This is a genomic window from Bacillus sp. AY18-3 (genome assembly GCF_008042305.1).
GTDB classification, from domain to species: Bacteria; Bacillota; Bacilli; order Bacillales; family Bacillaceae_G; genus Bacillus_A; species Bacillus_A wiedmannii.
Window position 1 is genome coordinate 58757 of record NZ_QKQR01000011.1, and the last position, 25182, is coordinate 83938.

Below are 25182 nucleotides of genomic sequence, written 5' to 3' on the forward strand. Positions count from 1 at the left end.
AAATACTTATCACACTATTTGAGGGCAGTAAGACTCCTACCTCAAAATTCAGCTGAAACAAAAAGGTTAAATTGAAGACCAACTGCCATTAAACGTCCAATTGGTGAGGGTTAACCATCAGTGGTGGATGAGCAAAACCTCACTTTATTAAAAATGACCAAATAAAAAAGTAGCGATATTCCGCTACTTTTTCGAACGCATGACTTCTTTTAAAAATTCCGCTAATACTAACTGACGACGCCAGCGCGTTGGATTACTACACAATCTATAAAACCACTCTAAGTTAATCGCTTGAATCCATTTTGGTGCACGTTTTACCTCTCCAGCCCATACATCTAAACTTCCGCCCACTCCAACAGCCATCTTCGTTTCTAAACGATGCTTATTAGTTTGGATAAAATTCTCTTGTCTTGGGAAACCAAGCGCGACAAGTAATAAATCTGGTTTTGCTTCTTGAATGCGAGAAACGATACTCTCTTCTTCTTCTTGTTTAAAGTACCCATCTTGTGTACCCACAATAGATACAGCTGAATATGTCTTCGTTAAATGATCTGCTGCAGCTTGTACAACATGCGGTTTTGCACCAAGTAAGAAAACAGATACCGGTTTATTCTCCTCTGATAACTTTGCAAATAGATTACACATTAAATCAAAACCTGCTACACGTTCCTTTACAGGTGTACCTAACATACCACTTGCTTTTACAACTCCAATACCGTCAGGTGTAATTAAATCTGTATTTAATAATGTTTTATGGAATGTTTCATCCTTTTTTGCACACATAACAATTTCAGGATTTGCTGTTACTACCTGAAAAGTATGAGTTCGCTCCAATTCTAGTTGTCCCTTCAAATATTGGATCGTTTCATCCATTGTCATTGTAGAAAAAGGAACACCTAGAATATCAACCGTTTTTACTTCCATGATTAACTATCCTCTCTATTTCAGTAAAAGTTTTTTATATGCATTATAAGTATCTTCATACAAATTCTTTAGCGAGAAATGAGTAGATGCATGATTATATAAACGATTTCCCATCGCTTCTAATTCACCATTCAACCATTTTTCATAAGCATTTTCTAACGCGTTTGCTAACGAATCTGCATCACCAATCGGTACAATCCATCCATACGTATCATCAACTATTAACTTTTTCATATCACCTACATTTGTTGCAATAGATGTTAAGCGTTGATTAGCCGCCTCTAATAAAACAAGAGGGAAGCTTTCGCTATAAGAGGTTAACAAATTAATGTGTGCAGATGCATACAATTCTTTTGAATCTGTACGAAAACCTAGAAAAATCACCTTATCCTCTAAGCCCTTTTGTTTCACCATCTCTTTTAATTCTGCTTCTATAGGTCCATCACCAAGCAAGAGCACCTTTATATTTGGAATTTTAATTTTTTGTAACGCTTCAAATAAAATATCATGACCTTTAACAGGATGAAGACGCGCTACTTGAACAGCTGTAAATACTCCTTCATCAATGCCAAATTCACTTTTATCATAAGGTTTTGCTGGAGTATTATCATACTCGATTCCATTATAAACCGTACAAATCTTCTCTTCTGGTACACCTAGTTTTATTATGTTTCTCTTAAAGTTTTCCGTAATTGCAAAGAATAAATCTACCTTCCTGAAAGAACGTAAATTTAACTTCGTAAATACCCATCCTTTTAATCCCCTCTTCATAAAATCCAAAGTTGGATCACTGTGGACAGTCATTATCCATTTCGCTTTTATACCTTTTTTCAAGAGGGAGAGATAGAAATTTGCTCGTGCGCCATGTGTATGCACAATGTCAAATTGATTTTCATTAATAAATGCTTTTATTTTTGAAAGAATTGATAGGTCGTACCGAGATGATTGGGTAAAAACATGCACTTGAATACCAAGGTTTCTCGCCTCTCTAGCAATCGCACCTTCTTCAAATACCATTAATTCCACTTCTTCCTTTGAAAATTGAGATAAAAGTGAAATAATATGTGTTTTCCCCCCACCTTCTTCTGCACCAGCATTCATATGCAACACTTTCATTTCTTACATCCCCCATTTTTTCTTTTTATTTACTATAACAAAATAAAAGCTAACATATGCTAGCTTTTATTTTTCTATCATTCAATTTCCAAGTCAACTATTAAATATGCCATGATTATTACTAAGTAGAAACTCACTCCAGGTGCAATTAAAATATGACCAGCCATGAATGAGATACCTAATCCGAGAAGTATTGCTGCAATCATCATTGCATATTTCACTGTGAATATTTGTTTAAATTTAGTAAATATACATGCAATAAATTTAATACCAAAGTATAAGAATGGAATTACAAGTAAAATGAACCCTATGATTCCGAAAGAATAGAACCAATCGTGGAAGTCACGTTCAATTAATTTCGGCTGTTCTTTATAGTTACCAGCATAACCCATTCCTAATAATTTTTGAGACATTGGGGCTTCATTATAGAAATCTTTATACATCTGTTCAAATAATTGACGCCCACTAAAAATAAGAGCTTGCGTTTCTTCTTTCTTCTCCGCTACTTTTTCTTTTGCTTTTTCTTTCTCTTTTTCTTGCTCTGTCACAGGAGGTTTGTGCTCTTTAGCTTCCTCCTTCTTTTTCTCTTCCTTTTTCGCACTCTGTTCTTGTTCAATTAATTGGAAATGGAATCCCATATTTTTCATAAACGGTGAAAAAGGTGTATATGCCAATATGCCTACAAATACAGTTATTGCAAGAAAACCATTTAATAAATAGGCATGTTTCTTTCCATCTTTACGCTGTATAAATGCCTGAATAAAGCACATAACAACTGCGATAGCCATTGATCCAAAGATTGCTCCTACGCCAACCTTTGTCCCAATTGCAAATAGTGAATAAACAACTAAAATTGAAGGAATCCAATAGTACGCTTTACCTATACTTTTTGTTCTTTCAATTGAATACAAAATAACAATTGGACACATGATGGCTAAAATAGATCCTAGCTCGTTACCTGCATAAAACCAACCGCGTGATCCTAACTTTACCCATTCATAACTATTATAATCTGTTCCAGTAGTAATCGAAGCTACCATGACTACTCCTATAATTAGCGATGCATACGTAACATAGTCACGCATTTTTGAATTTGAATGGCTTTTCTCTTTTAAAGACTTAAATACAAATACATAACAAGTAAGCATAACAAACGGATATAATGCTTTTGCTATAAACTTAATTTCCTCTGTAAGTACCATAGGATCTTTTGTAAGCTTGTTATTTACCAATCCGATGGTGAAGACTATTCCTACTAAGATTATATACAATATATATTTTATATTTCCTTGTTTCTTCGTTTGAATTAAAATATATATCCCGCTTAGGAACATAACGAATAAGCGTGTAATAACTCCAATGGTCGTATCAATTTTTAAAACCATTATACAGAATGCCGTGAGCAAATCTAAAATTGGTTGCAACAAAATAAAGATTAATAGAAAATTTTCAAATTTATTACTTTTACTATTTTCGCTTAACATCTAGAACCTCCATAACTATTACCTAATTTCAATCTATACTGTTAATATTTTTTCTTATCTCAAATATTTATTATAACATATATTTTTTAATTAAACGCCTCACATTTCTCCCCAGCCTTACCTTATAGAAAAAAGCATATTTGCATTTTCAAGCGCTTTCTTTCCTCATTTTTTCTTTTTTTCTACATGTAAAGAAAATGCATTGTTATTTACATAACTTTAGTGTATATTTTTTCTCTGGAACATCTTTAGGAGGAAGGGATTACAGCAATGTTATTAATCGACATATTTACGTTTCTTGGCATTATCGCCGCTGCTATTTCCGGTACATTAGTTGGTTTAAAAAAAGATTTAGATTTATTCGGTGTCCTTTGTTTAGCTGTAGCTACAGCGCTCGGCGGCGGTATTATTCGTGATATTATGATCGGTAACCTGCCTCCTGTCGCATTTGTTAAACCCATTTACTTTTTCGTAAGCGTATTATCAGCATTATTTACTTGTATGTTTTTTGAGCGTATCAATAAACTGCAAGTCGTTATTATGCTTTCTGATGCTGTTGGCTTAGGTGTTTTTACAGCTATTGGTGCAAATGCAGCAATGTCACATCATGTTGACGCCTCATTTTTAGTTGTTTCAATGGGAGTCATTACAGGTATTGGAGGCGGTATTTTGCGTGACATTTGCGCTCAAGATATCCCCTACGTATTCCGAAAAGAGATTTACGCAATCGCTTCTATCTTAGGAGCAATTAGTTTCCTAATCACATATGCAATGGGGGCACACGTACTAGCTTTCTATGTTTGTTTATTAGTAACATTTATTATTCGTGTTGTCACTGTAATATATAATGTACATTTCCCTGTTTTCTTTAAAACACATGCTAAAATTAATAAAGGCCATTAAGAGAATTCTATACAGAATTCTCTTAATTTATATACTATTCTACACACTAATATAGAGTAATTGTATATAAAAATATATAATTATATTAGAACCAAAAATGAAAACGCTTTATACACAGGGGGAAGAACGATGCTTCGGTTTTTTAAAAAACATACAAATAAAACAAACGCCAGTATACTTGAATTAAGTAAGGATCAAAAAATCACTTTTAACGTGCCTACTAATTCTGAACTGAAAATTCAAATGGATATGCTACATATTTCAAAAGAAGATTTACAAATCGTAAAGGTACTACAGCCCTTTATTTATGAAGAAATTGATTGGATTACGGAAAAATTCTATGCCAATATTACAAAGCAGCCTAATTTAACTACTATTATTGAACGTTATAGCTCTATTCCAAAACTAAAGCAAACTTTAAAAACACATATAAAGGAATTATTCAGCGGAGATATGCACGAAGATTTTATTGAACAACGTGTTAGAATTGCCAAAAGACATGTACAAATTGGTTTACATAGAAAATGGTATACTGCCGCTTATCAAGAATTATTCCGCTCTATCATGAAGATTTTGCAAACAAAAATTACAACAATTGACGATTTTTCTTATTCTATAAACGTAATAAACAAATTATTCACCCTTGAACAAGAGCTCGTTATTGCGGCTTATGAATCTGAATATGAAAGAATGCAAAAAGAACATGAAAAAGAAAAAGAAATAACAGCTATGACCATTACGCATATTGCAACAGAACTAGCATCTGTATCTGAAAAAACGAGTGCTTCTATTCAACAGTTAACCGCTAAATCTGAAACTATTGTAGAAATTGCCAAAACAGGTACATCATTAGCTACAACATCAGAAGAAAAAGCGAATAAAGGGAAAGAACAATTAAATCAACAGAATAAACGAATGGAATACATTCAAACAAACATGGAAACGATTATTACAGATACTCATGAACTTCTCGATATTTCTAACAAAATTAACGAGATTATAGACATTGTAAAATCAATTGCAGAGCAAACAAATTTGCTCGCACTAAATGCTGCTATTGAATCTGCACGTGCTGGGGAATTTGGCAAAGGCTTTTCTGTTGTAGCTGGAGAAATTCGCAAGTTATCAGAGCAAACGAAAGAATCTATATTCAATGTTACAAAGCTCGTTGAAAAAACAAATGAACAAATTGTTCGTGTCTCTTCTTCAGTGAAACAAATTAGCTCCCTCGTATCTGAAGGAACGGATAGTATGTCTGCAACAGATCAATACTTCCAAGAAATTGTAAAAGACATGTCTAACTCGAAAGAACAGAATAAAAAAATTGAAAATGAGTTAGAAACCATTTCACAAGTAATGAAAGGAATTCAAGACGATTCCTCAAAAATGGCTCTAACAGCTGATAGTTTACAACTAGAACTGAATAGATAGGGTGAAGCTTATGTCAGTAGAGATTCTTCATCTCTGCTGACTCTTAGTCCTCATCTTCCATCCATAAAAAAAGAATCCAAACTGGATTCTTTTTATTTTCTGAAGAATATTTTTTGACAATAAACATAACTCATATAAACACCAAAGCTTTGCAAAATAAACAAGGCTGGCACAATAAGATTGTAATATGCCATATCTACTTGGAAGAGCCTTAACAATACGTATCCGCCAATTAACAAAACGAACAACATATATCCTTCATTTTGTTGTTTCTTAATAAGAAAGTGTAATAAAGCTATCGACATAAATAATGTTACCGCTATATATATAAGTTTTTCACATTTAAATAGAATAGAATGTATTCCCTCACCTGAGAATTGATTAATTACTGGCTTTAAAAGTTTAAATCTTTCTTCTTCAATCTCTTTTAGCTTTTGATCAATATGCTCTGTTACGTTTTGATTCTTTGTTATTTTTTCCTCATTTTTACTTTTTCCAATTAAAACAGATTGAACATACGTCTCATTTGAAATTGTATATTGTGACATTCCCATTGTCTGAATTCCATAACTCACACCAAAATGAGCACTATAAAATAGAATAAGTATCCCTATCATCTTTAATAGTACTTTTTGCTTCATTGCTGATTGAAAGAGTTCAATTAACAACACATATACAGCAATAAAAATAGGAAGAAATAATCCTATTGGGAAAATCATATTACTGCATGCAAATAAAATTGCTGAAAGCACCCACATATAAGGATGATCTAAACCTTTATATAAAAGTATGTAGCAAGCCAAATAAAATAAAAATATTGCGAGCGATTCTGATGTTAATAAGGAACTCATAAATATATTCGGAATATATAAAGCGTAAAATACAGACGCAATACGGCCGCATTCTTCTCCGAAAACCATTGCTGCAATACGATAAATGAAAAATGCAGTCCCTGTGCAAAATAAAATATTAAATAACTGCAATGCGAATACTGTATCGCCAAATACACGAATAATTATTGATTCATAAATAATAAAAGGTAACTGCGCTATGCTCTCTACGTTATTACCAATTGCAATCTGCTTTGCAGACTCAAACATAGCTTTCATATCACCAATTATCGGAACGTCTACAAATAGAACCATACTAAGTCTCACAATTATAGATGTACTCATAAGAAAAACAAGAAATTGTTTTTCTGTAAAACGATACTGTAAAATCGATGCCACTAACAGCATAAGAATAACAAAAATAACCAATACAATTGTTACACTTGTTGTACTGTCACCAAAAAATTGTTTACTTGTTTCAAACGCTGACCAACAACTATAAACAAAAAATGCGAGCATCGCACCAATCATTATTTTACTAAAAAAAGACGAAAAATTTGTTTGTATATGATTCATATGTCCATTGCACCTCTATTTCCATTCATAACAAAACGATTCTATCATGAATAGGTACACAGCTGATAGGGAATTTCTATGACAAATACAGGGTCCTAATTTTTTCACTTGCAATGTAAGCGAATCCTCTTTTACACTACACTTTATATAGTAATAAATTTTCTTTCAGTTACATGAATACAAATACAGAAGTTTTACTAACCCTCTTCTGGAATTCTTTACTTCATTAAATATCTATTGATTTTTAATTTTTTGTACTCCACTTACAATACATGTCATTCTGATTGAAAACAGAAAATAGGGGCTGACCATATGGAAAAGAAATTCATGCGAGAATCCAAAGCAATTAAAACAACACGTGTTTTTCCGAATGATTTAAATAATCATCAAACACTTTTCGGAGGAAAATTATTAGCGGAAATTGATAGTATCGCTTCAATTGCAGCTGCAAGACATAGCCGTAAACATTGCGTAACGGCATCTATCGATTCTGTTGATTTTTTAACTCCAATTCACCAAGCAGATTCTGTTTGTTACGAAGCATTCGTATGTTATACAGGAAAATCTTCGATGGAAGTGTTCGTAAAAGTAATTGCAGAGAATTTATTAGCAGGCGAACGTAGAATAGCTGCAACATGTTTCATTACATTCGTTGCATTAAAAGATGGAAAACCTTCATCTGTCCCACAAGTACTACCTGAAACGGAAGAAGAACATTGGCTACACACAACTGGTTCTGAGCGTGCAGAAAGTAGAAAAAAAGGGCGTGTAAAAAGCAAAGAAATGGCTGAAGTTTTAACTTTAAGTAAACCTTGGAGTATATAGGCCTTCACCATTAAAACATCTTTTGAGCGAATAGCTATCACATATTCGCTCATTTTTTATAAACAATTTCACACCTTCATACAACCATTACTCCTTTTCACACATATTATGTAATATTTTTATACATACCCGTTCGCTATTAACTTTTTCTAATTGATAAAATCTCATTTATCCCGCTATTTTCGGGCTGTAAAACTACCGTGTAGCAAAGACTTTAGGCGGGAGCCCTGTTGCCCGTAAACGCCCAATTGATGAGTGCTGATAATCAATAGGAAATGTACACCCCCCCACTGATTAAAGTTTCACTTTATAATACAGTTCGATCCCATCAACAGTTGCTTTACAAAGTTTATGTAGGGTACACTTATACGGGTGGTCAACAAACAATTTAAGGATTTGTAAACAGTGTAGAAAACACCTTACACTTCATTATATTGAGAGAATTAACTCTAGTGAAAAAACTGGATTATTTTAATGGAAAGGTGAAATTATGCAGAAATCAATTGCTTCAAATATTTTTTATAAAATACTGCTCAACACGTTTAATATTATACTTCCAATTTTAGTTGGTCCTTACGCATATCGAACATTAGGGGCCAATTCAATCGGAACCGTTAACATTGCTGAAACTTTTTTCAATTACTTCTTCGTGTTCGCCGTATTTGGTGTATATCAATATGGTTTACGTGAAATTAGCTTAATTAAAAACGATAAAAAGAAAGTTTCTAAGTTATTTACAAGTCTCTATGTAATTAACTTCACAACTAGTATTTTAGCTTTATCAGGCTTTGTGCTCTTTAGTTATATTGGATACGGACATGAAAGTTTATTTCCTGTTCTTCTTATTTTCGGTTTTAATTTTATATCTAACATGTTTTATGTGGAATGGTTCAATGAGGCATATGAAAATTATGACTTCATCACTAAAAAAACAGTTATCGTTCGATTAATCTATGTCGTACTTCTTTTCTCTTTCATTCATGGGGTTGACGATTACAAAACATATGCTGGTTTATTAGTATTATCGACATTTTTAAACCACTCTATTAGCTTTATATATGTGAAACGCCAAGTGAAATTTGATTTTTCCGACTTAACAATTATTCCTCATTTAAAACCGTTACTATTAGTCTTGATTTTTTCAAATGCTAATATTTTATATACTCAATTAGATCGTCTTGTTTTAGGGGTATATGTTGGAAAAGAAGAAGTTGCATATTACGTAATGGCTTTTCAAATTATGATGATTATTAATACACTTATGTTAAGTGTTGTACAAGTAACCGTTCCAAGACTGTCTTATTTATCAGGAAACGCGTCTGAAATGGAATATGAGTCTTTACTAAATAAAATTTCAAAAGTATATTTCATTACCCTATTCCCTGCCGCAATTGGTTTAATGCTCATTGCTCATGGAGCTGTTGTTATTTACGGTGGACAACAATTTGCTGAGGCTGGTAATACATTAATTGTTTTCGCCTTCTATATGATTACAGTCGGTATTGAGTCCATTTTATCGAATCAAATTATTTATGTGAAAAAGAAAGAAAGCATTTTAGTGCGATTTTTATTCATTTGTGGATTTATCAACTTGGCATCCAATATTGCATTAATATTCTTCCATATACTTACACCAACAACCGCAATTTTCACAACAACAATTGCGAATTGTTTCTTAATCACATTTGAATATATTTATGTGAAAAAGAAATTAAAAGTGAATTATACGTTATTTGATATACAAAAACTTAAATATCTATTTTATTCCCTAACATTTGTCCCCATAGCATTCGTTATTGATATAATCGTATCTGGACAAATACTACAAGTTATCCTAGTCATAATAACGTGTGGATTAACGTATGCCCTTATCCTCTTTATAACAAAGGATGAAATTCTCTTTTCACTACTTGAAAAGATATTAGCACGATTCAAAAAAGCTTAAACGCAATCTCTAAAAGGAGCTGTTAAACTTGAAATTTTCTTTAATCATGGCTACTTGTGGCAGACGTGATGATATTCTTGACTTACTAAAATCACTTGAACAACAAACTTACAAAAACTTTCAACTTATCGTAGTAGATCAAAATGATACGCCAATCTCTGATTTATTTGATGAATATAAAGATAAATTTTCTATTAACTACATTTATACACCTATTAAAGGGCTATCGAGAGCTCGAAATGCAGGATTAAAAGTAGCAGATGGTGATTTCATCGCTTTTCCAGATGATGATTGTATTTATGAAACAAATGTTTTAGAGAGTATATTAGAAACTTTCAACTCTAATAAAGATGTTCATTTCATCTCGACAAACACTACAAATGTTGAAGGTACAGGTTCTTTAATACACGCACCGAATACAGACATTATTTTAAATAATAAGTATGGATTCATGGGGCCTTCTTTCACACTATTCTTCACAAAACAATTTGTACAAGCTGTAGGTACATTTGATGAAGATTTAGGTGTTGGTTCTGGCACGATTTATGGAGCTGGTGAAGAAACTGACTTTGTACTACGTGGGATGAAACAAAATTACACTGGTTTATTTAGAAAAGATCTGTTCGTATACCATCCTGTAAAAGAGGAAATTATTAATGAACAATCATTAAAACGTGCTATTTCTTATGCTGGTGGTTTTGGTAGGGTTATTCGCTTACACTATGGATTCCCTTATTTCATACGTGCTGTCGCTGCCGCAACATTCCGTATGACACAAAACATTTCTAATGATAAGCGTAAATTCCACGCAAATCGCTTACGCGGTATTGTTCGTGGATATTTAAAATAAAAAACAAGGTGTAACCACTTTTATTAAATGGTTACACCTTGTTTTTTTATTTCTCTTGCATCGCTTATTTCTTGCAAAGCAACCCGTCATTCTTTTGTAATCGCATACCTTGCTTGTCAGTTACCTTATATATTTTTGAAATGATAGCATTATATCCAAGAATTTAGTATCATGATTCAAGACACTATTTAGAAATGAACGGAGGACATTATGAGCTTATTAACTGTTGAAAAATTAGGCCATACATTTGGTGATCGTACATTATTTAGAGATGTATCCATGCGCTTACTTGCAGGAGAACACGTTGGATTAGTCGGAGCAAACGGTGTTGGTAAATCAACATTTATGAATATAATTACTGGTCAGCTTATCCATGACGAAGGTCGTGTAGAATGGACACCTGGTACAAATTACGGTTACTTAGACCAACATACGATTTTAACACCTGGTCGCACGATCCGTGACGTATTAGCAGATGCATTTTTACCTTTATTTGAAAAAGAAAAAGCTTTAAATGAAGTTGCAGAAAAAATGGGAACTGCTACACCAGAAGAATTAGAGGAACTTCTTGAACAAATGGCAGAAATTCAAGATGCCCTTGAAGCAGGTGGCTTCTATTTATTAGATATTAAAATTGAAGAAGCAGCGCGCGGCCTTGGAATTGATGCAATTGGTCTAGATCGTGATGTTGCGGCATTAAGTGGTGGACAACGTACAAAAGTATTACTTGCAAAGTTACTACTTGAGCAACCAGAAGTATTACTATTAGATGAGCCTACCAACTATTTAGACGTTGAACATATCCATTGGTTAACAAGTTATTTAAAAGAATATCCACATGCATTCCTATTAATTTCCCATGATACGGAATTTATGAATAAATGTGTCGATGTTATTTTCCATCTAGAATTCACAAAAATGACGCGTTATACAGCAACATATGAAAAATTCTTAGAGCTGGCAGAAATCAATAAAAATCAACATATCAATGCTTATGAAAAGCAGCGAGAGTTTATCAAAAAACAAGAAGATTTTATTGCAAAAAATAAAGCCCGTTACTCAACAACAGGCCGTGCAAAGAGCCGCCAAAAACAACTTGATCGCATGGAACGTATCGATCGTCCTGAAACAGCTATTAAGCCTGAGTTCTCCTTTAAAGAAAGTCGTGCAAGTAGTCGATTTGTCTTCGAAGGGGAAAATGTAGAGATTGGATATACACATCCGTTATTACCGAAATTAACAATGACAATTGAACGTGGTGAAAAAATTGCAATTGTTGGATGTAACGGTGTCGGTAAGTCAACACTGTTAAAAACGATTTTAGGTAAGATTAAACCATTAAGCGGAAAAACAAGTCTTGGTGACTTCTTAAACCCATCATACTTCGAGCAAGAAGTAAAAGCTGATAATATAACACCCATTGATGATGTTTGGAATACATTCCCTAGCTTAGACCAGCATCAAGTACGTGCAATGTTAGCGAAATGCGGTTTAAAAAACGAACATATCTCTCGTCCACTGAATCAATTAAGCGGTGGCGAACAAGCAAAAGTTCGTTTATGTAAACTAATGGGTGAAGAAAGTAACTGGCTACTCTTTGATGAGCCAACAAACCACCTTGATGTTACAGCAAAAGAAGAGTTGAAAAAAGCGATGAAAGCATACAAAGGAACAATTCTTCTTGTATGCCACGAACCAGACTTTTATGAAGAGTGGATAACAAAAACTTGGGATGTAGAGAAATGGGCCCAAGAAAATTCTTAATCCCCTAAAAAACATCCCTTTACACTGCTATTTAGCGTGTAAAGGGATTTCGTTTTAAAATAAACATACAGTATGATAAGGAGTTTTTAGTAATGCAACGTACATTCCCCCTAAAGCTTAATATATTTTTTGTAAAGTGCTTATTAGTACTATGTCTAATTATTTCTGCTGCTATAACGTGGCAATCAATAGTCGTAATTCAAGAAAAAACTGACACACATTCCTTTATTATCATCCCGATTATTATTCTAATAGGCCTTCTATTTTTGCTTATTGGCTATATTTCTAATAAGTATATGTCTACATTTATATTTACCGTTTCACTTATTGTTTTAGCTTTTTCTGTTCGATTAATTTGGGTTCTCTACGTTCCAACTCCTATCGAATCAGATTTTTCAGTGATGTACAATAGTGCTATTCAAGCTACTAAAGGCGATTTTAGTTTTGCACAAGATGACTATTATACTTCATGGGTTTATCAACTTGGATTTACAATGTACCAAGCCCTCATTATTAATTTATTCGGTGAAGGGCCTTTCCTTCTAAAACTTTTAAATATAATGTATTGCACAGGAACAACCTTGCTAATTTACAAAATAACTTCATATGTTTTTAATGAATGGTCTGGAAGAATGGCTGGATTACTATATGCATTATATATCCCAAGCATTGTAATGAGCTCATTACTAACGAATCAACATATTGCCACATTCCTATTTTATCTTGGGTTTTATTTATTAATTACAAAAGGCCTAACCCATAAATATATGTGGATTTTTATAGGGATCTCCCTAGCTTTAGGAGATATTATGCGTCCACTTGGCGCTTTAGTTTTGATTGCAGTAGCTCTTTATGTCTTTTTACAAGGTATATTAGGAAAATCAAAACAGGATATTTTAACTTCTATAAAAAAATTGTCTGGGATTTTCATCATTTTTTACCTTGTTCATTACATTATAAGTTCTTCATTTATATCTGCCGGAATTACCCAATATCCGCTATCTAACAGGGATCCTCTCTGGAAATTCACCGTAGGACTTAATCACGAAACAAGAGGTGGATATTCTTCAGCAGATGTAGAATATGTTATGTCCTTTGAGCTTGGAAAAGAACGAGAAGCCGTTGAGAAGAAATTGATTCAAGAGCGACTAGCTGATCCACAAAAGGTTTTATCTTTATTTAGTGATAAATTCACGATTATGTGGGCAGATTATGATTCCGCCCCAGTATGGAGTCTGGCAACACTAAGTAACACAGAGAATGATATGGTTACCTTGCAAGACGACCTTAAGACATACGATAAATATATATATATTACAACTATGTTATTTGGCACGTTAGCAACTTTTTATCTCATACTAACTAAGCAAAACAACACACATTACACACTATTTTTATTATTAATAATTGGCTATATAACGATTCACTTCTTAATCGAATATCAAACAAGATACCGATACTTTATCATCCCTAGCTTTACAATCATTCAAAGTTATGGACTATATGTAGTTTATCGTCTCATGTCTAAAAGAAAGACTACAAAAATATAAGATAAGGCCAAATAAAAAAGGCATGAGCTCGATGCAATACCGAGCTCATGCCTTTTTATTTATATCCTTTTTTTATTGTAAATATGATTAATGCCAAAAGCAGCTAAAAAGATCATAGGTATTGTAGCCGAATAATGATATCTCGGTGCTACTTCTACTATCATTTGTGCCATTGTTAGCCCAATCGTGTATAAACAAATAATGAGAAGTGAAGATTTATTTTTATTTTTTATAGCTACTAATGCCCCGAACAGTGAAGTAGCTAGTAAAAAGTAATAGAAAACATTAGAAATTATAGTATATCGTACTTTATGATCCATAATTGGATCTGCATATTTAACAGCTTGATCATCGTTCCCTAAAAAGATAATAAATTTATCATACATTAGTTTCCCGAAATCTATATCATCATTTTTTATTCTCTTTTTCGCTTCTTCAAGCATTTGCTTTTGAACGTCCTGAGCACTCCATCCTGGTTGACCACTATAATGATATAGTAATGCTGAATCTCCTGGATTCCATGTTCCTGAAGCTCCCTTATTAAATCCTACATGAATATTGTATCCCGGCACTGTTGCTATCTCTTCACCTAAACGTAATGTTACATAATGATTTACCGCCGAAGACATCATTAAGTATCCAATAATGATAACCCCTACATATGCCACCTTGTTAATAAGTAGCTTTTTATTCCCAATATGCTTTGTATCTATAATAAACATCCATATTGCTAGGGCTATAATTGGCACTGCTGCAATTGGTCTTGCCATATTTATTAATACAAGTAATGCAGCTACTAGAATTGAATACATAAGAACCTTTGCAATCGTTATATTTTCAATTTTATCATAAACAATTATCATAATTGCCCAGGCCAATAACAATATTGTACAATACAACGGTTCTGAAAGTGCAAACATGTTATACATCGTTTGTGATGGCAAGAGAATCCATAAAACACTTGCTGTTATCGCTGTTCTCACTCCACCAATTCTTCTAGCTATAAAATATATTAATCCCATCGATATTGTAGTTAAAACAACATTAATAATTGGCGGAATCATAAAGTTTGCCCCAAATATTTTCAGGAAGATACTTAAGAATGAAGCATATCCAAAAATATGTGGAAATAATGCAACATATCTATCATGAATAACAAAGTTGTCACCTAATGCTTTTGCCGTATTAAAAAAGGCTTCATAATCACCAATCGGATCAATCTTATATGTAAGAATCCACGCTGTTTTCACTGCTACACAAATAATTAGCAGTACAAAAAAACATATTTTTTCATTTACTCTTTCAAGGTATAGCGATCCACTGCTAAGTATAAAGTTTCCAATTGTACATAATAATAAAACTCCAACTAATATCATTACATAATTATATTTTTGAGTATCTGAAAAATAATCAAAAATTAATATTGCAACGAAAAAGCTATAAATGCCGTATATGGCACGTGTAGAAAAGGTTGAAAACAATCCAGAAAAACGTTCCAAAAAAACTCACTCCTTAACATATTTATATGGGAAAACATTATATTTCCTAAAAAAATTACACTACCAGCTACTATACATTAATATTATCATGATTTCCATGTTTGCTTTTATATTTCCTAGTATACCAATTTAAAATAATCATTTTTATTATGAACAGATTTATTTTATATCCTAAAATGATATCTACCCAAAACATATAACATATTAGCATAAACTATGATATAATTGATAGTTGTTATGTACGAACAACCTTTTTACATTCCTGTTTTATTTATATATTTTATAAAGTTGAGGATACTATTATGGAGAAACTCTTAAAGTTTGGTTTAGTAGGGATCTTTAATACACTCATTACAATTATTAGCTTTTGGATATTATTAAAATTCGGGATGAACTACCTTATTGCGAATACCATTGCCTATTTAATTGGTGTTGCCAATAGCTACTATTGGAATAAAAATTGGGTGTTTAAACCTAATAATAAAAGCACGTCAATGTTCTTTAAATTTCTAACTGTAAATTTAATTGTATTGGCTTTTAATACATTATGTTTATTTATATTAGTAGATAAACTTACTTTTAATGCATTAATTGCACAGATCTTCGCAATTGGTGTCGGAATGGTTATAAACTTTGTCCTTAATAAAATTTGGACATTCAACCAAACCGAAAAGGCTACTAATTAAACTTGAACAACTTATTAAAAATACGGAGGATACAACATGCAAAAATTAATTTCGGTTGTAGTTCCTATGTACTTCGAGGAAGAAGTAGCACAAGAATGTTATAACCGTTTAAAGTCCGTTATGCTTCAAAATGATATTAATTACGAGTTTGTCTTTGTAAACGACGGTAGCACAGACCGTACAATGGAAATCTTATCTGAGATTGCAGCAAATGATTACCGTACAAAAATCGTTAATTTTGCACGTAATTTTGGACACCAAATAGCCGTTACAGCTGGTATTGCTGCTGCAAAAGGTGACGCTATTGTAATTATCGATGCAGACTTACAAGATCCACCTGAAGTTATTCCTGAACTTATTGCAAAATGGGAAGAAGGATATGAAGTTGTTTATGCGAAACGTAAACAACGTAAAGGTGAAACTTGGTTTAAACTTTTAACAGCTAAATATTTCTATAAATTCTTAAACTACATGTCTGATATCGATATCCCAAAAGATACTGGTGATTTCCGAATCATCGATCGCAAAGTAGCTGATGTTTTCAATCAAATGACTGAACGAAATCGCTTCATCCGCGGTATGATGTCTTGGGTTGGCTTCCGTCAAACGTATGTTGAATATGAACGCGATGAGCGCTTTGCTGGTGAAACAAAATATCCATTAAAGAAAATGATTAAATTTGCATCAGATGGCATTATTGCATTTTCAACAAAACCATTACGTATCGTTATGACTTTAGGCTTATTATCAGTTCTTATTTCAATAATCGTCTTACTATATACAATTACTGTAAAAATTATTGGCACTGGTACGCAAACAGGTTGGGCATCTATTATGGTTGCTATTACATTCTTTAGCGGTATTCAGTTACTTGGTCTAGGAATCGTTGGCCAATATATTGCTCGTATTTATGACGAGAGTAAAAACCGTCCGATTTATATCGTAAAAGAAACAATCAATATTGAGCAAGAAGAGACTACACAAACAAAAGAAAAAGTGAATGCATAATAAAAAAGGTAACAATGAAAACCATCATTGTTACCTTTTTATATTGTAATACCCCATAATCCTCAAACGAAATTCTTTTAAATTTGGATATATCTCTAAATTAGATAACATTCCTTGAATGACCGGTATCCTTGGATTTTGCAATCTCATTTCTGCCTCCAAAACATCTAATGTAACAAGCAATTCCTCATCTTCTAGTTGATCAGCTAATGTGCGTTTAAAAACAATAATTTCTTTTAAAAAGTGTTCCTTAACCTGCTCCTTAATAAGCTCTGATTTGCAAAGAAATTCCCCAAGCTTTTCTTCATGTAACACAGGTTCTTCCGAAGATTTTACCAATCCATCTACTAAATCATCTACTCTTTTCAAAATAAATGCAGAAACGTAAGATAAGTCAATTTCTGGTGCTTGTAAAATGATTAGTTCTAAATATCCACGGCATATACCTTCTACCATAATGACTAAATCTAATAAATAAGGCATAACCTTTTCACCATAAATAGACAATAAACTATTCCGATAAAATGCGTGAGACTCTAACTTCATCCTCATCATAAACTCTTCTACTTCTTTATTAAAAGGTATAGCATTTTCCCTCGCATGCATAATAATAAATTCTTTATGCTTTTGTATATCGTTAAACTGACAACGCAATTGCTTTGCAAATTTTTCACGCGGCAATAACGATTCATTTTCAATATCCAGCATTTTATTTTGAATCTTGTCATAGTAATATCGAAGTGTTGCTAATAAAAGCTCATCTTTCGATTTAAAGTATAAATAGAAAGCTCCCTTAGATATGCCACAAGCTGTCACAATTTCCTGTACTGATGTCGCATTTACACCCTTAGTCGCAAATAACTTCATAGCCATCTCTATAATTAAGCGCTCTTTTTCTTTCATATCATGTCTCTCCTAAATTTAATCTCGCATCTTATTATGAATTTATTATACCATCCCTTTTCATTGACGACTGACCAATCAGTCAGTTATATTATGTATTAGACTGACCAGTTGGTCAATACAATACAAAGGGAGCGCAAACATGAACAAAATCATTAATTTCTCGTTAAAAAATAAGTTCGCAGTTTGGCTACTAACCATTATTGTTACCATTGCAGGTATTTATTCTGGGCTGAACATGAAGCTGGAAACAATTCCTGACATTACAACACCTGTTGTAACAGTAACTACGGTTTATCCTGGTGCTACACCAGAAGAAGTAGCTGACAAAGTTTCAAAACCGATGGAAGAGCAACTACAAAACTTAAGTGGTGTAAACGTTGTTAGTTCATCATCTTTTCAAAACGCATCTTCTATTCAGGTAGAATATGATTTTGATAAAAATATGGAAAAAGCTGAAACAGAAATTAAAGAAGCTCTCACAAATGTGAAACTCCCAGAAGGTGTAAAAGACCCGAAAGTTTCACGTGTAAACTTCAATGCCTTTCCAGTTATTTCGTTAAGCGTAGCAAGTAAAAATGAATCTTTAGCTGCCTTAACTGAAAATGTAGAAAAAAATGTTGTTCCCGGATTAAAAGGACTTGATGGGGTCGCATCTGTTCAAATTTCAGGTCAACAAGTAGATCAAGTACAACTTGTCTTCAAGAAAGATAAGATGAAAGAATTAGGTTTAAGTGAAGATACTGTAAAAAATGTAATTAAAGGATCGGACGTATCTTTACCACTTGGCTTATATACATTTAAAGACACAGAAAAATCAGTTGTTGTAGATGGAAATATTACAACAATGAAAGCATTAAAAGAATTAAAGATCCCAGCTATACCTTCATCACCGAGCGGTCAAGGTAGTCAAAACGCTGGAGCTGGTACACAAACACCGCAAATGAATCCAGCGGCTATGAACGGGATTCCGACAGTTACATTAGATGAAATTGCTGACATTAAAGAAGTCGGAAAAGCAGAATCTATTTCTCGAACAAATGGAAAAGAAGCAATTGGAATTCAAATTGTGAAAGCTGCTGACGCGAATACTGTTGATGTTGTAAATGCAGTGAAAGATAAAGTAAAAGACCTTGAGAAAAAATATAAAGACTTAGAGATTATTTCAACATTCGACCAAGGTGCACCGATTGAGAAATCAGTAGAAACAATGCTGAGCAAAGCTATTTTTGGTGCTATATTTGCGATTGTTATTATTATGCTGTTCCTACGAAATATCCGAACAACATTAATCTCTGTCGTTTCCATACCACTTTCTTTATTAATTGCTGTATTAGTCATAAAACAAATGGATATTACGCTTAATATTATGACACTTGGAGCAATGACAGTCGCTATTGGACGCGTTGTTGATGACTCCATTGTTGTTATTGAAAATATTTACCGACGAATGTCGTTATCAGAAGAGAAACTGCGCGGAAAAGATTTAATTCGTGAAGCTACGAAGGAAATGTTTATCCCAATTATGTCTTCTACCATTGTAACAATTGCTGTATTCTTACCGCTTGGACTAGTAAAAGGTATGATTGGTGAAATGTTCTTACCATTTGCCTTAACTATCGTCTTCGCTTTATTAGCATCGTTACTAGTAGCAGTTACAATCGTGCCGATGTTAGCTCACTCTTTATTTAAAAAAGAGAGCATGAGGGAAAAAGAAGTACATCATGAAGAAAAACCAAGTAAATTAGCAAACGGGTATAAACGCATACTTGCATGGGCTTTAAATCATAAAATCATCACATCAAGCATTGCTGTCCTTCTATTAGTTGGTAGTCTTGCACTTGTGCCAATTATCGGTGTAAGTTTCTTACCATCTGAAGAAGAAAAAATGATCATTACAACGTACAACCCTGAACCAGGTCAAACGTTAGAAGATGTTGAAAAAATTGCAACGAAAGCTGAGAAGCACTTCCAAGATAATAAAGACGTCAAAACAATTCAATTCTCATTAGGTGGCGAAAACCCAATGAGTCCTGGTCAATCAAATCAAGCAATGTTCTTCGTGCAATATGATAACGACACGAAAAACTTCGAAAAAGAAAAAGAGCAAGTCGTTAAAGATTTACAGAAGATGTCTGGAAAAGGCGAATGGAAAAACCAAGACTTCGGAGCGAGTGGCGGTAGTAATGAAATTAAACTATACGTTTACGGAGATAGCTCGGAAGACATTAAACCTATTGTCAAAGATATTCAAAATATCATGAAGAAAAATAAAGACTTAAAGGATATTGACTCTAGTATTGCAAAAACGTATGCAGAGTACACTTTAGTCGCAGATCAGGAAAAACTAAGTAAAATGGGTCTAACAGCTGCACAAATCGGAATGGGACTTTCTAATCAACATGATCGACCTGTTCTGACAACAATAAAAAAAGACGGTAAAGATGTCAACGTATATGTCGAAGCTGAAAAACAAAATTATGCAACAATCGATGACTTAACAAATCGTAAAATTACAACGCCACTTGGTACTGAAGTGGCTGTGAAAGATGTTATGACTGTAAAAGAAGGAGAAACTTCGAATACAGTGAAACACCGCGATGGCCGTTTTTATGCAGAAGTAAGTGCAAAACTAACATCTGATGACGTTTCAAAAGCATCTGCCGCTGTTCAAAAAGAAGTAGATAAAATGGATCTTCCTTCCGGTGTAGATGTTTCTATGGGCGGTGTTACAAAAGATATTGAAGAATCATTCAAGCAACTTGGCTTAGCGATGTTAGCTGCGATTGCCATTGTATACTTCGTTCTTGTCGTTACATTTGGCGGTGCCCTTGCACCATTCGCAATTTTATTCTCGCTACCATTCACAATTATCGGAGCTCTTGTTGCCTTATTAATCTCTGGTGAAACGTTAAGTGTCTCTGCAATGATTGGTGCACTTATGTTAATCGGTATCGTTGTAACAAACGCAATCGTGCTTATCGACCGTGTTATTCATAAAGAAAATGAAGGTCTATCAACACGTGAAGCTTTATTAGAGGCTGGTGCTACACGCCTTCGCCCTATTTTAATGACTGCAATTGCAACAATCGGTGCTCTTATCCCACTTGCATTAGGATTTGAAGGTAGCGGCTTAATTTCTAAAGGACTTGGTGTAACAGTAATTGGTGGATTAACAAGTTCAACGTTATTAACACTTCTTATTGTTCCAATCGTTTATGAAGTATTAAGCAAGTTCAAAAAGAAAAAAGTAAAATAAAAAATAACCTCGCTAATTGCGAGGTTATTTTTTATTCCCAAATACGACTAAAAAATCACCATATCCTTCTTTCTCTAATTCCTCTTTTCGGATAAATCGAAGGGCTGCGGAATTAATACAGTAACGAAGACCATTTGGTCCTGGGCCATCCGGGAATACATGGCCTAGATGTGAATCTCCCTCTTTGCTTCTCACTTCCGTACGCGTCATATTATGACTGACATCCATTTTTTCTTTCACACTTGCTGACATAACTGGCTTCGTAAAGCTAGGCCATCCACACCCGCTATCAAATTTATCTAAAGAAGTAAATAGCGGTTCACCTGAGACGATATCTACATAAAGTCCTTCTTCTTTATGATTCCAATATTCATTTTGAAAGGGTGGCTCAGTTCCATTTTCCTGTGTTACATAAAACTGCATCTCATTGAGTTTTTCTTTTAAATGAGTATTATCTTTTGGCCAATGTTGTTTAATAAAAGCATCTCGTCCCGATCCTTTACGGTATAACTCATAGCGGAATGTATTTTTCTTATGATATCCTTGGTGATAGTCTTCAGCTGGATAAAACGTAGCTGCTGGTAATATTTTTGTAGCAATTGGTTTTGAAAAGCGTCCACTCCTTGCAAGCTCTTCTTTTGAAGCCTCTGCTTTTTTATGTTGTTCTTCATTGTGATAAAAAATTACTGTTTCGTAAGACTGTCCACGATCGTGAAATTGTCCTCCTATATCAGTCGGATCAATTTGTCTCCAATATATATTTAATAACTCTTCATACGGCATTTTATTTGCATCAAATGTAATTTGTACTGCCTCATAATGTCCCGTCGTTTCTGAACATACTTCTTTATATGTTGGACTCTCTTTATGACCACCTGTATAACCAGAAACAACCTTTATAATTCCTTCCATCTCTTCAAATGGCGAAACCATACACCAGAAGCACCCTCCAGCAAATGTAGCTAACTCTACCTTTTCATTTACAGCCATTATTTCACCCCTATTCTATCTTCTGCTTACAGTATGGCATAAAAAACATCATGTTATAAAAGAAAAAGCATCGAACATCGATGCTTTTTCTTTACTTCACCTTATTTTTTCTGGCTTCATTCTCTATTTCATCACTTGTCACATCTAAGACATCTAATAAGAAAATGAAGATTGGAATACCGATAATTAATCCCCATACACCTAAGAAGTGTTCTGAGAAGATTAATACCATAAATGTATAGAAGATCGGTAAGTTTGTTTTTTGCGACATGAACTTCGGATTTAACACGTAACTTTCAAGCGCATGAATTACTGTTACGATAATTAAAATATAAACAACGTACATAATACCGCCAATATTGTAAGCAATCATACAAAGCGGGAATAACGAAATGATAACCCCAGCTACTGGAATTAAACCGAGTAAGAAGATCATTAACGCTAAACCTAATAATTGCGGGAATCCTAATATCCATAGTGCAATAACGGATAAAACACAGTTAACAACTGCAATTAAAAATTGTGCTTCGATTACTTTTCCGAATGAACGTGCAAATTTCTTACCGAAGTACTCAATTTCAGTATAGAAAATTGCAAGTCGGCTTTCTTTAAATTTTGCAGTAAAAGCAACGATCCGAGCTTTCTCCAATAAGAAAAATAAACTTAAAATTAAAGAAAGTAACACTTGAAGGCCAAATTTCCCAACATTCGTAATCGATTTATACAAAATGTCAACGCCTTGTCCTACATATTTCGAAAGTTCCATATGATTGACAGCATTAACTGCATACTTAATTAATTCACTATCCGGTGGGTTTCTTAAAAATACGTTAAATTGATAAATCAATTGTGAAATTTGTATCGTTAATACTGGTAAATATTTAAATAGCGTAATAGCAATTCCACCAATTAACATTACATATAGAAACGCTATAATAATTTTTCGGTTAATGGGCATGAAATGATCTAATTTGCGAGAAATAAACTTTTGGAATCGATCCATTAAATATGTGAGAATAAACGTAATTAAAATTAAATTCAACATACTTTGCAGCCCGTATAACACGAGAGCAAGTATTACTAATACGAGAAACCTCTGAAATCCTTTGCTTTGAAACAGGTTTTTTATTTGCATAATCGACGAGTACTCTCTCCTGTCCTATAAAGTAAAACGTTAATAAGTAGATTTTTTCTCTCTTCTCTACCTTTAATTATTCATTCATATAAAGATTTTTATAAGCTTATTATAGATCTCTCTTAGCAGATCCTATAGTAGCTTACTTCTTATTTTACAATACAATGACCTAATTCAAAACGTATTCTACACAGTATTAATGAAGATTTAAGGAAACTTACATTTTATTAACATAGGTCTTACCACTACTGTAACATAAAAAGCAAGCTATCAGTAGAAATCTGTCCTACAAATAGCTTGCTTTTCTCGTTTTTTTAAGTAAGTTTTACTATCCAATGAATGGCATAAACATCGGTATGACAACTACAGTTACAACCCCAACTACTGTTACAGCAATACTTGCCATAGCTGCCTCTACTTCACCCATTTCAATTCCTACTGCCACTCCTAATGCGTGACCTGCTGTTCCAAGTGCTAAACCTTTTGCAATTGGATGTTTTACTCTAAATGTTTTTAAGAATAATGCTCCTAATGCGTATACAATAACTGCGTTAAAAATAACTGCAAACGATGTAATTGCTGGTATACCACCAATACTTTCAGAGATTGGTAATGCAATTGCTGTTGTTGCTGCTTGTGGTAACATTGAATTCATTACTGCTGTATCTAAACCAATTGCTTTTGCAACAATAAACACGACAATTACTGAGCAAATAGATCCAACCACGATAGCCGATAAAATTTGCCACCAATATTTTTTTAACTTATCCACTTGTTTATATAATGGAATTGCAAACGCGATTGTTGCTGGTTCTAAGAAGAAGCTAATCATTTTTCCGCCAGTATTATATTCTTCAAAAGTAAAGTTACCTACTTTTAGAAAGACAATCCCTAATACCATCGCTACGAATAATGGTGTGAATAAGAAGAATCCTTTTGAATGCTTAAATAATAATGTTCCGATTCCGTATGCGATTAATGAAACGACGATTCCGAAATATGGAGTCATTGTGCTTGCCATGTTCATTCCCTCCTAGCAATATATACTAAATTGGTTACGCAACTTTTCCGTGCTTGCGTCCTTTATTTACTACTTTCAATTCTTTCGTATCTTCTATTTCTTTATCGTCTTTTCCTAAAATAAATTGTGCAAATAATCCTGTTACAGCGAGTAAAATAATTGTTGCGACAACAATTACAGTTAAAATTTGTACAAAATATTGTCCCATTACACCGAGAGAATTAATAACCGAAATACCTGATGGAACGAAAAGGAATCCGATAATACCTGTTAAAGCCGTTCCGAGTGATTCAACTTGTTCCAATTTAATAACTTTTAAACATAATAGGCTAAATAAAATAACTAATCCGATCACCGATGAAGGCATCGGAATTGGTAAATGCGTTGCAATAATATTAGAAACTAACATAATAGCTGAAAATATGAATGCTTGTGATAAGAAACTATATACTTTTTTCGTACTCATTTTGGCCACCTCTTTCG

The 25182-nt window shown here is 33.3% G+C and carries 20 protein-coding genes and 1 pseudogene; 11 read left to right on the forward strand and 10 right to left on the reverse strand.

The window, feature by feature from the left end:
- Positions 1–183: 183 nt before the first annotated feature.
- The 3 genes from DM800_RS10670 to DM800_RS10680 all read right to left on the reverse strand — a co-directional run bounded on the left by DM800_RS10670 (position 184) and on the right by DM800_RS10680 (position 3524).
- Positions 184–924: a WecB/TagA/CpsF family glycosyltransferase gene (locus DM800_RS10670; RefSeq protein ID WP_046955475.1), complete on the reverse strand. Its 741-nt coding sequence runs from the start codon at positions 922–924 to the stop codon at positions 184–186.
- A 15-nt stretch (positions 925–939) separates the two neighbouring features.
- Positions 940–2040 carry a glycosyltransferase family 4 protein gene (locus DM800_RS10675; protein ID WP_088065067.1) on the reverse strand — a complete coding sequence of 367 codons (1101 nt, stop codon included), beginning with the start codon at positions 2038–2040 and terminating at the stop codon, positions 940–942.
- Positions 2041–2117: 77 nt separating this feature from the next.
- Positions 2118–3524 (reverse strand): O-antigen ligase family protein, encoded by a 1407-nt coding sequence (locus tag DM800_RS10680; RefSeq protein ID WP_147786839.1) that lies wholly within the window; start codon positions 3522–3524, stop codon positions 2118–2120.
- A gap of 270 nt (positions 3525–3794) precedes the next feature.
- Here DM800_RS10680 and DM800_RS10685 point away from each other — a divergent pair, with 270 nt between their 5' ends.
- The 3 genes and pseudogenes from DM800_RS10685 to DM800_RS29895 all read left to right on the forward strand — a co-directional run bounded on the left by DM800_RS10685 (position 3795) and on the right by DM800_RS29895 (position 5858).
- On the forward strand, positions 3795–4427 hold the full coding sequence (locus DM800_RS10685) for a trimeric intracellular cation channel family protein (RefSeq protein ID WP_000924376.1): 633 nt from the start codon (positions 3795–3797) through the stop codon (positions 4425–4427).
- 249 nt (positions 4428–4676) lie between these two features.
- A pseudogene (locus DM800_RS29890) lies at positions 4677–5054 on the forward strand (protoglobin family protein); the annotation flags it as partial.
- Positions 5052–5858 (forward strand): methyl-accepting chemotaxis protein, encoded by an 807-nt coding sequence (locus tag DM800_RS29895; RefSeq protein WP_370512865.1) that lies wholly within the window; start codon positions 5052–5054, stop codon positions 5856–5858. The pseudogene DM800_RS29890 and the gene DM800_RS29895, both read left to right, overlap by 3 nt.
- A gap of 92 nt (positions 5859–5950) precedes the next feature.
- Here DM800_RS29895 and DM800_RS10695 read toward each other — a convergent pair whose 3' ends face one another.
- The gene (locus DM800_RS10695; protein WP_088608201.1) at positions 5951–7264 is read right to left on the reverse strand and encodes an ArnT family glycosyltransferase; all 1314 of its coding nucleotides are present in this window, start codon (positions 7262–7264) and stop codon (positions 5951–5953) included.
- Positions 7265–7576: 312 nt separating this feature from the next.
- Here DM800_RS10695 and DM800_RS10700 point away from each other — a divergent pair, with 312 nt between their 5' ends.
- The 5 genes from DM800_RS10700 to DM800_RS10720 all read left to right on the forward strand — a co-directional run bounded on the left by DM800_RS10700 (position 7577) and on the right by DM800_RS10720 (position 14198).
- Positions 7577–8089 (forward strand): acyl-CoA thioesterase, encoded by a 513-nt coding sequence (locus DM800_RS10700; protein WP_000412135.1) that lies wholly within the window; start codon positions 7577–7579, stop codon positions 8087–8089.
- Positions 8090–8579: 490 nt separating this feature from the next.
- Complete coding sequence (locus tag DM800_RS10705; protein ID WP_147786840.1) at positions 8580–10034, forward strand: oligosaccharide flippase family protein; 1455 nt, start codon at positions 8580–8582, stop codon at positions 10032–10034.
- Between the two features lie 28 nt (positions 10035–10062).
- Positions 10063–10884, forward strand: a complete 822-nt coding sequence (locus DM800_RS10710) for a glycosyltransferase family 2 protein (protein ID WP_147786841.1) — start codon at positions 10063–10065, stop codon at positions 10882–10884.
- A 210-nt stretch (positions 10885–11094) separates the two neighbouring features.
- The gene (locus DM800_RS10715) at positions 11095–12648 is read left to right on the forward strand and encodes an ABC-F family ATP-binding cassette domain-containing protein (protein ID WP_087981892.1); all 1554 of its coding nucleotides are present in this window, start codon (positions 11095–11097) and stop codon (positions 12646–12648) included.
- 92 nt (positions 12649–12740) lie between these two features.
- Positions 12741–14198 (forward strand): ArnT family glycosyltransferase, encoded by a 1458-nt coding sequence (locus tag DM800_RS10720; protein ID WP_088608199.1) that lies wholly within the window; start codon positions 12741–12743, stop codon positions 14196–14198.
- A gap of 59 nt (positions 14199–14257) precedes the next feature.
- Here the strand turns inward: DM800_RS10720 and DM800_RS10725 are convergent, their stop codons facing one another.
- Positions 14258–15697, reverse strand: a complete 1440-nt coding sequence (locus DM800_RS10725) for a glycosyltransferase family 39 protein (protein ID WP_088065071.1) — start codon at positions 15695–15697, stop codon at positions 14258–14260.
- 302 nt (positions 15698–15999) lie between these two features.
- Here DM800_RS10725 and DM800_RS10730 point away from each other — a divergent pair, with 302 nt between their 5' ends.
- Entirely contained in the window at positions 16000–16383 is a 384-nt protein-coding gene (locus DM800_RS10730) for a GtrA family protein (RefSeq protein WP_000413281.1), read from the forward strand.
- A 36-nt stretch (positions 16384–16419) separates the two neighbouring features.
- Positions 16420–17391, forward strand: coding sequence for a glycosyltransferase family 2 protein (locus DM800_RS10735; RefSeq protein WP_001170707.1), 972 nt, complete (start codon positions 16420–16422; stop codon positions 17389–17391).
- A 30-nt stretch (positions 17392–17421) separates the two neighbouring features.
- Here the strand turns inward: DM800_RS10735 and DM800_RS10740 are convergent, their stop codons facing one another.
- Positions 17422–18294, reverse strand: a complete 873-nt coding sequence (locus DM800_RS10740) for a TetR/AcrR family transcriptional regulator (protein ID WP_147786842.1) — start codon at positions 18292–18294, stop codon at positions 17422–17424.
- 142 nt (positions 18295–18436) lie between these two features.
- Here DM800_RS10740 and DM800_RS10745 point away from each other — a divergent pair, with 142 nt between their 5' ends.
- A complete protein-coding gene (locus DM800_RS10745; protein WP_147786843.1) occupies positions 18437–21553 on the forward strand; it encodes an efflux RND transporter permease subunit in 3117 nt (1038 codons plus the stop codon).
- 24 nt (positions 21554–21577) lie between these two features.
- On the opposite strand, the gene msrB is transcribed toward DM800_RS10745, so the two are convergent.
- The 4 genes from msrB to lrgA all read right to left on the reverse strand — a co-directional run bounded on the left by msrB (position 21578) and on the right by lrgA (position 25165).
- Positions 21578–22543: a peptide-methionine (R)-S-oxide reductase MsrB gene (msrB, locus tag DM800_RS10750; RefSeq protein ID WP_147786844.1), complete on the reverse strand. Its 966-nt coding sequence runs from the start codon at positions 22541–22543 to the stop codon at positions 21578–21580.
- Positions 22544–22634: 91 nt separating this feature from the next.
- A complete protein-coding gene (locus DM800_RS10755) occupies positions 22635–23678 on the reverse strand; it encodes an AI-2E family transporter (protein ID WP_088065075.1) in 1044 nt (347 codons plus the stop codon).
- A 328-nt stretch (positions 23679–24006) separates the two neighbouring features.
- Positions 24007–24699: an antiholin-like protein LrgB gene (gene lrgB / locus DM800_RS10760; RefSeq protein ID WP_000168869.1), complete on the reverse strand. Its 693-nt coding sequence runs from the start codon at positions 24697–24699 to the stop codon at positions 24007–24009.
- A 34-nt stretch (positions 24700–24733) separates the two neighbouring features.
- Positions 24734–25165, reverse strand: coding sequence for an antiholin-like murein hydrolase modulator LrgA (gene lrgA, locus DM800_RS10765; protein ID WP_000104908.1), 432 nt, complete (start codon positions 25163–25165; stop codon positions 24734–24736).
- Between the last annotated feature and the right edge of the window lie 17 nt (positions 25166–25182).

Coding starts and splice junctions, on each gene's coding strand:
- DM800_RS10670 (WP_046955475.1), bottom strand. CDS start 924: ATGGAAGTAAAAACGGTTGATATTCTAGGTGTTCCTTTTTCTACAATG.
- DM800_RS10675 (WP_088065067.1), bottom strand. CDS start 2,040: ATGAAAGTGTTGCATATGAATGCTGGTGCAGAAGAAGGTGGGGGGAAA.
- DM800_RS10680 (WP_147786839.1), bottom strand. CDS start 3,524: ATGTTAAGCGAAAATAGTAAAAGTAATAAATTTGAAAATTTTCTATTA.
- DM800_RS10685 (WP_000924376.1), top strand. CDS start 3,795: ATGTTATTAATCGACATATTTACGTTTCTTGGCATTATCGCCGCTGCT.
- DM800_RS10695 (WP_088608201.1), bottom strand. CDS start 7,264: ATGAATCATATACAAACAAATTTTTCGTCTTTTTTTAGTAAAATAATG.
- DM800_RS10700 (WP_000412135.1), top strand. CDS start 7,577: ATGGAAAAGAAATTCATGCGAGAATCCAAAGCAATTAAAACAACACGT.
- DM800_RS10705 (WP_147786840.1), top strand. CDS start 8,580: ATGCAGAAATCAATTGCTTCAAATATTTTTTATAAAATACTGCTCAAC.
- DM800_RS10715 (WP_087981892.1), top strand. CDS start 11,095: ATGAGCTTATTAACTGTTGAAAAATTAGGCCATACATTTGGTGATCGT.
- DM800_RS10720 (WP_088608199.1), top strand. CDS start 12,741: ATGCAACGTACATTCCCCCTAAAGCTTAATATATTTTTTGTAAAGTGC.
- DM800_RS10730 (WP_000413281.1), top strand. CDS start 16,000: ATGGAGAAACTCTTAAAGTTTGGTTTAGTAGGGATCTTTAATACACTC.
- DM800_RS10735 (WP_001170707.1), top strand. CDS start 16,420: ATGCAAAAATTAATTTCGGTTGTAGTTCCTATGTACTTCGAGGAAGAA.
- DM800_RS10740 (WP_147786842.1), bottom strand. CDS start 18,294: ATGAAAGAAAAAGAGCGCTTAATTATAGAGATGGCTATGAAGTTATTT.
- DM800_RS10745 (WP_147786843.1), top strand. CDS start 18,437: ATGAACAAAATCATTAATTTCTCGTTAAAAAATAAGTTCGCAGTTTGG.
- msrB (WP_147786844.1), bottom strand. CDS start 22,543: ATGGCTGTAAATGAAAAGGTAGAGTTAGCTACATTTGCTGGAGGGTGC.
- DM800_RS10755 (WP_088065075.1), bottom strand. CDS start 23,678: ATGCAAATAAAAAACCTGTTTCAAAGCAAAGGATTTCAGAGGTTTCTC.
- lrgB (WP_000168869.1), bottom strand. CDS start 24,699: ATGGCAAGCACAATGACTCCATATTTCGGAATCGTCGTTTCATTAATC.
- lrgA (WP_000104908.1), bottom strand. CDS start 25,165: ATGAGTACGAAAAAAGTATATAGTTTCTTATCACAAGCATTCATATTT.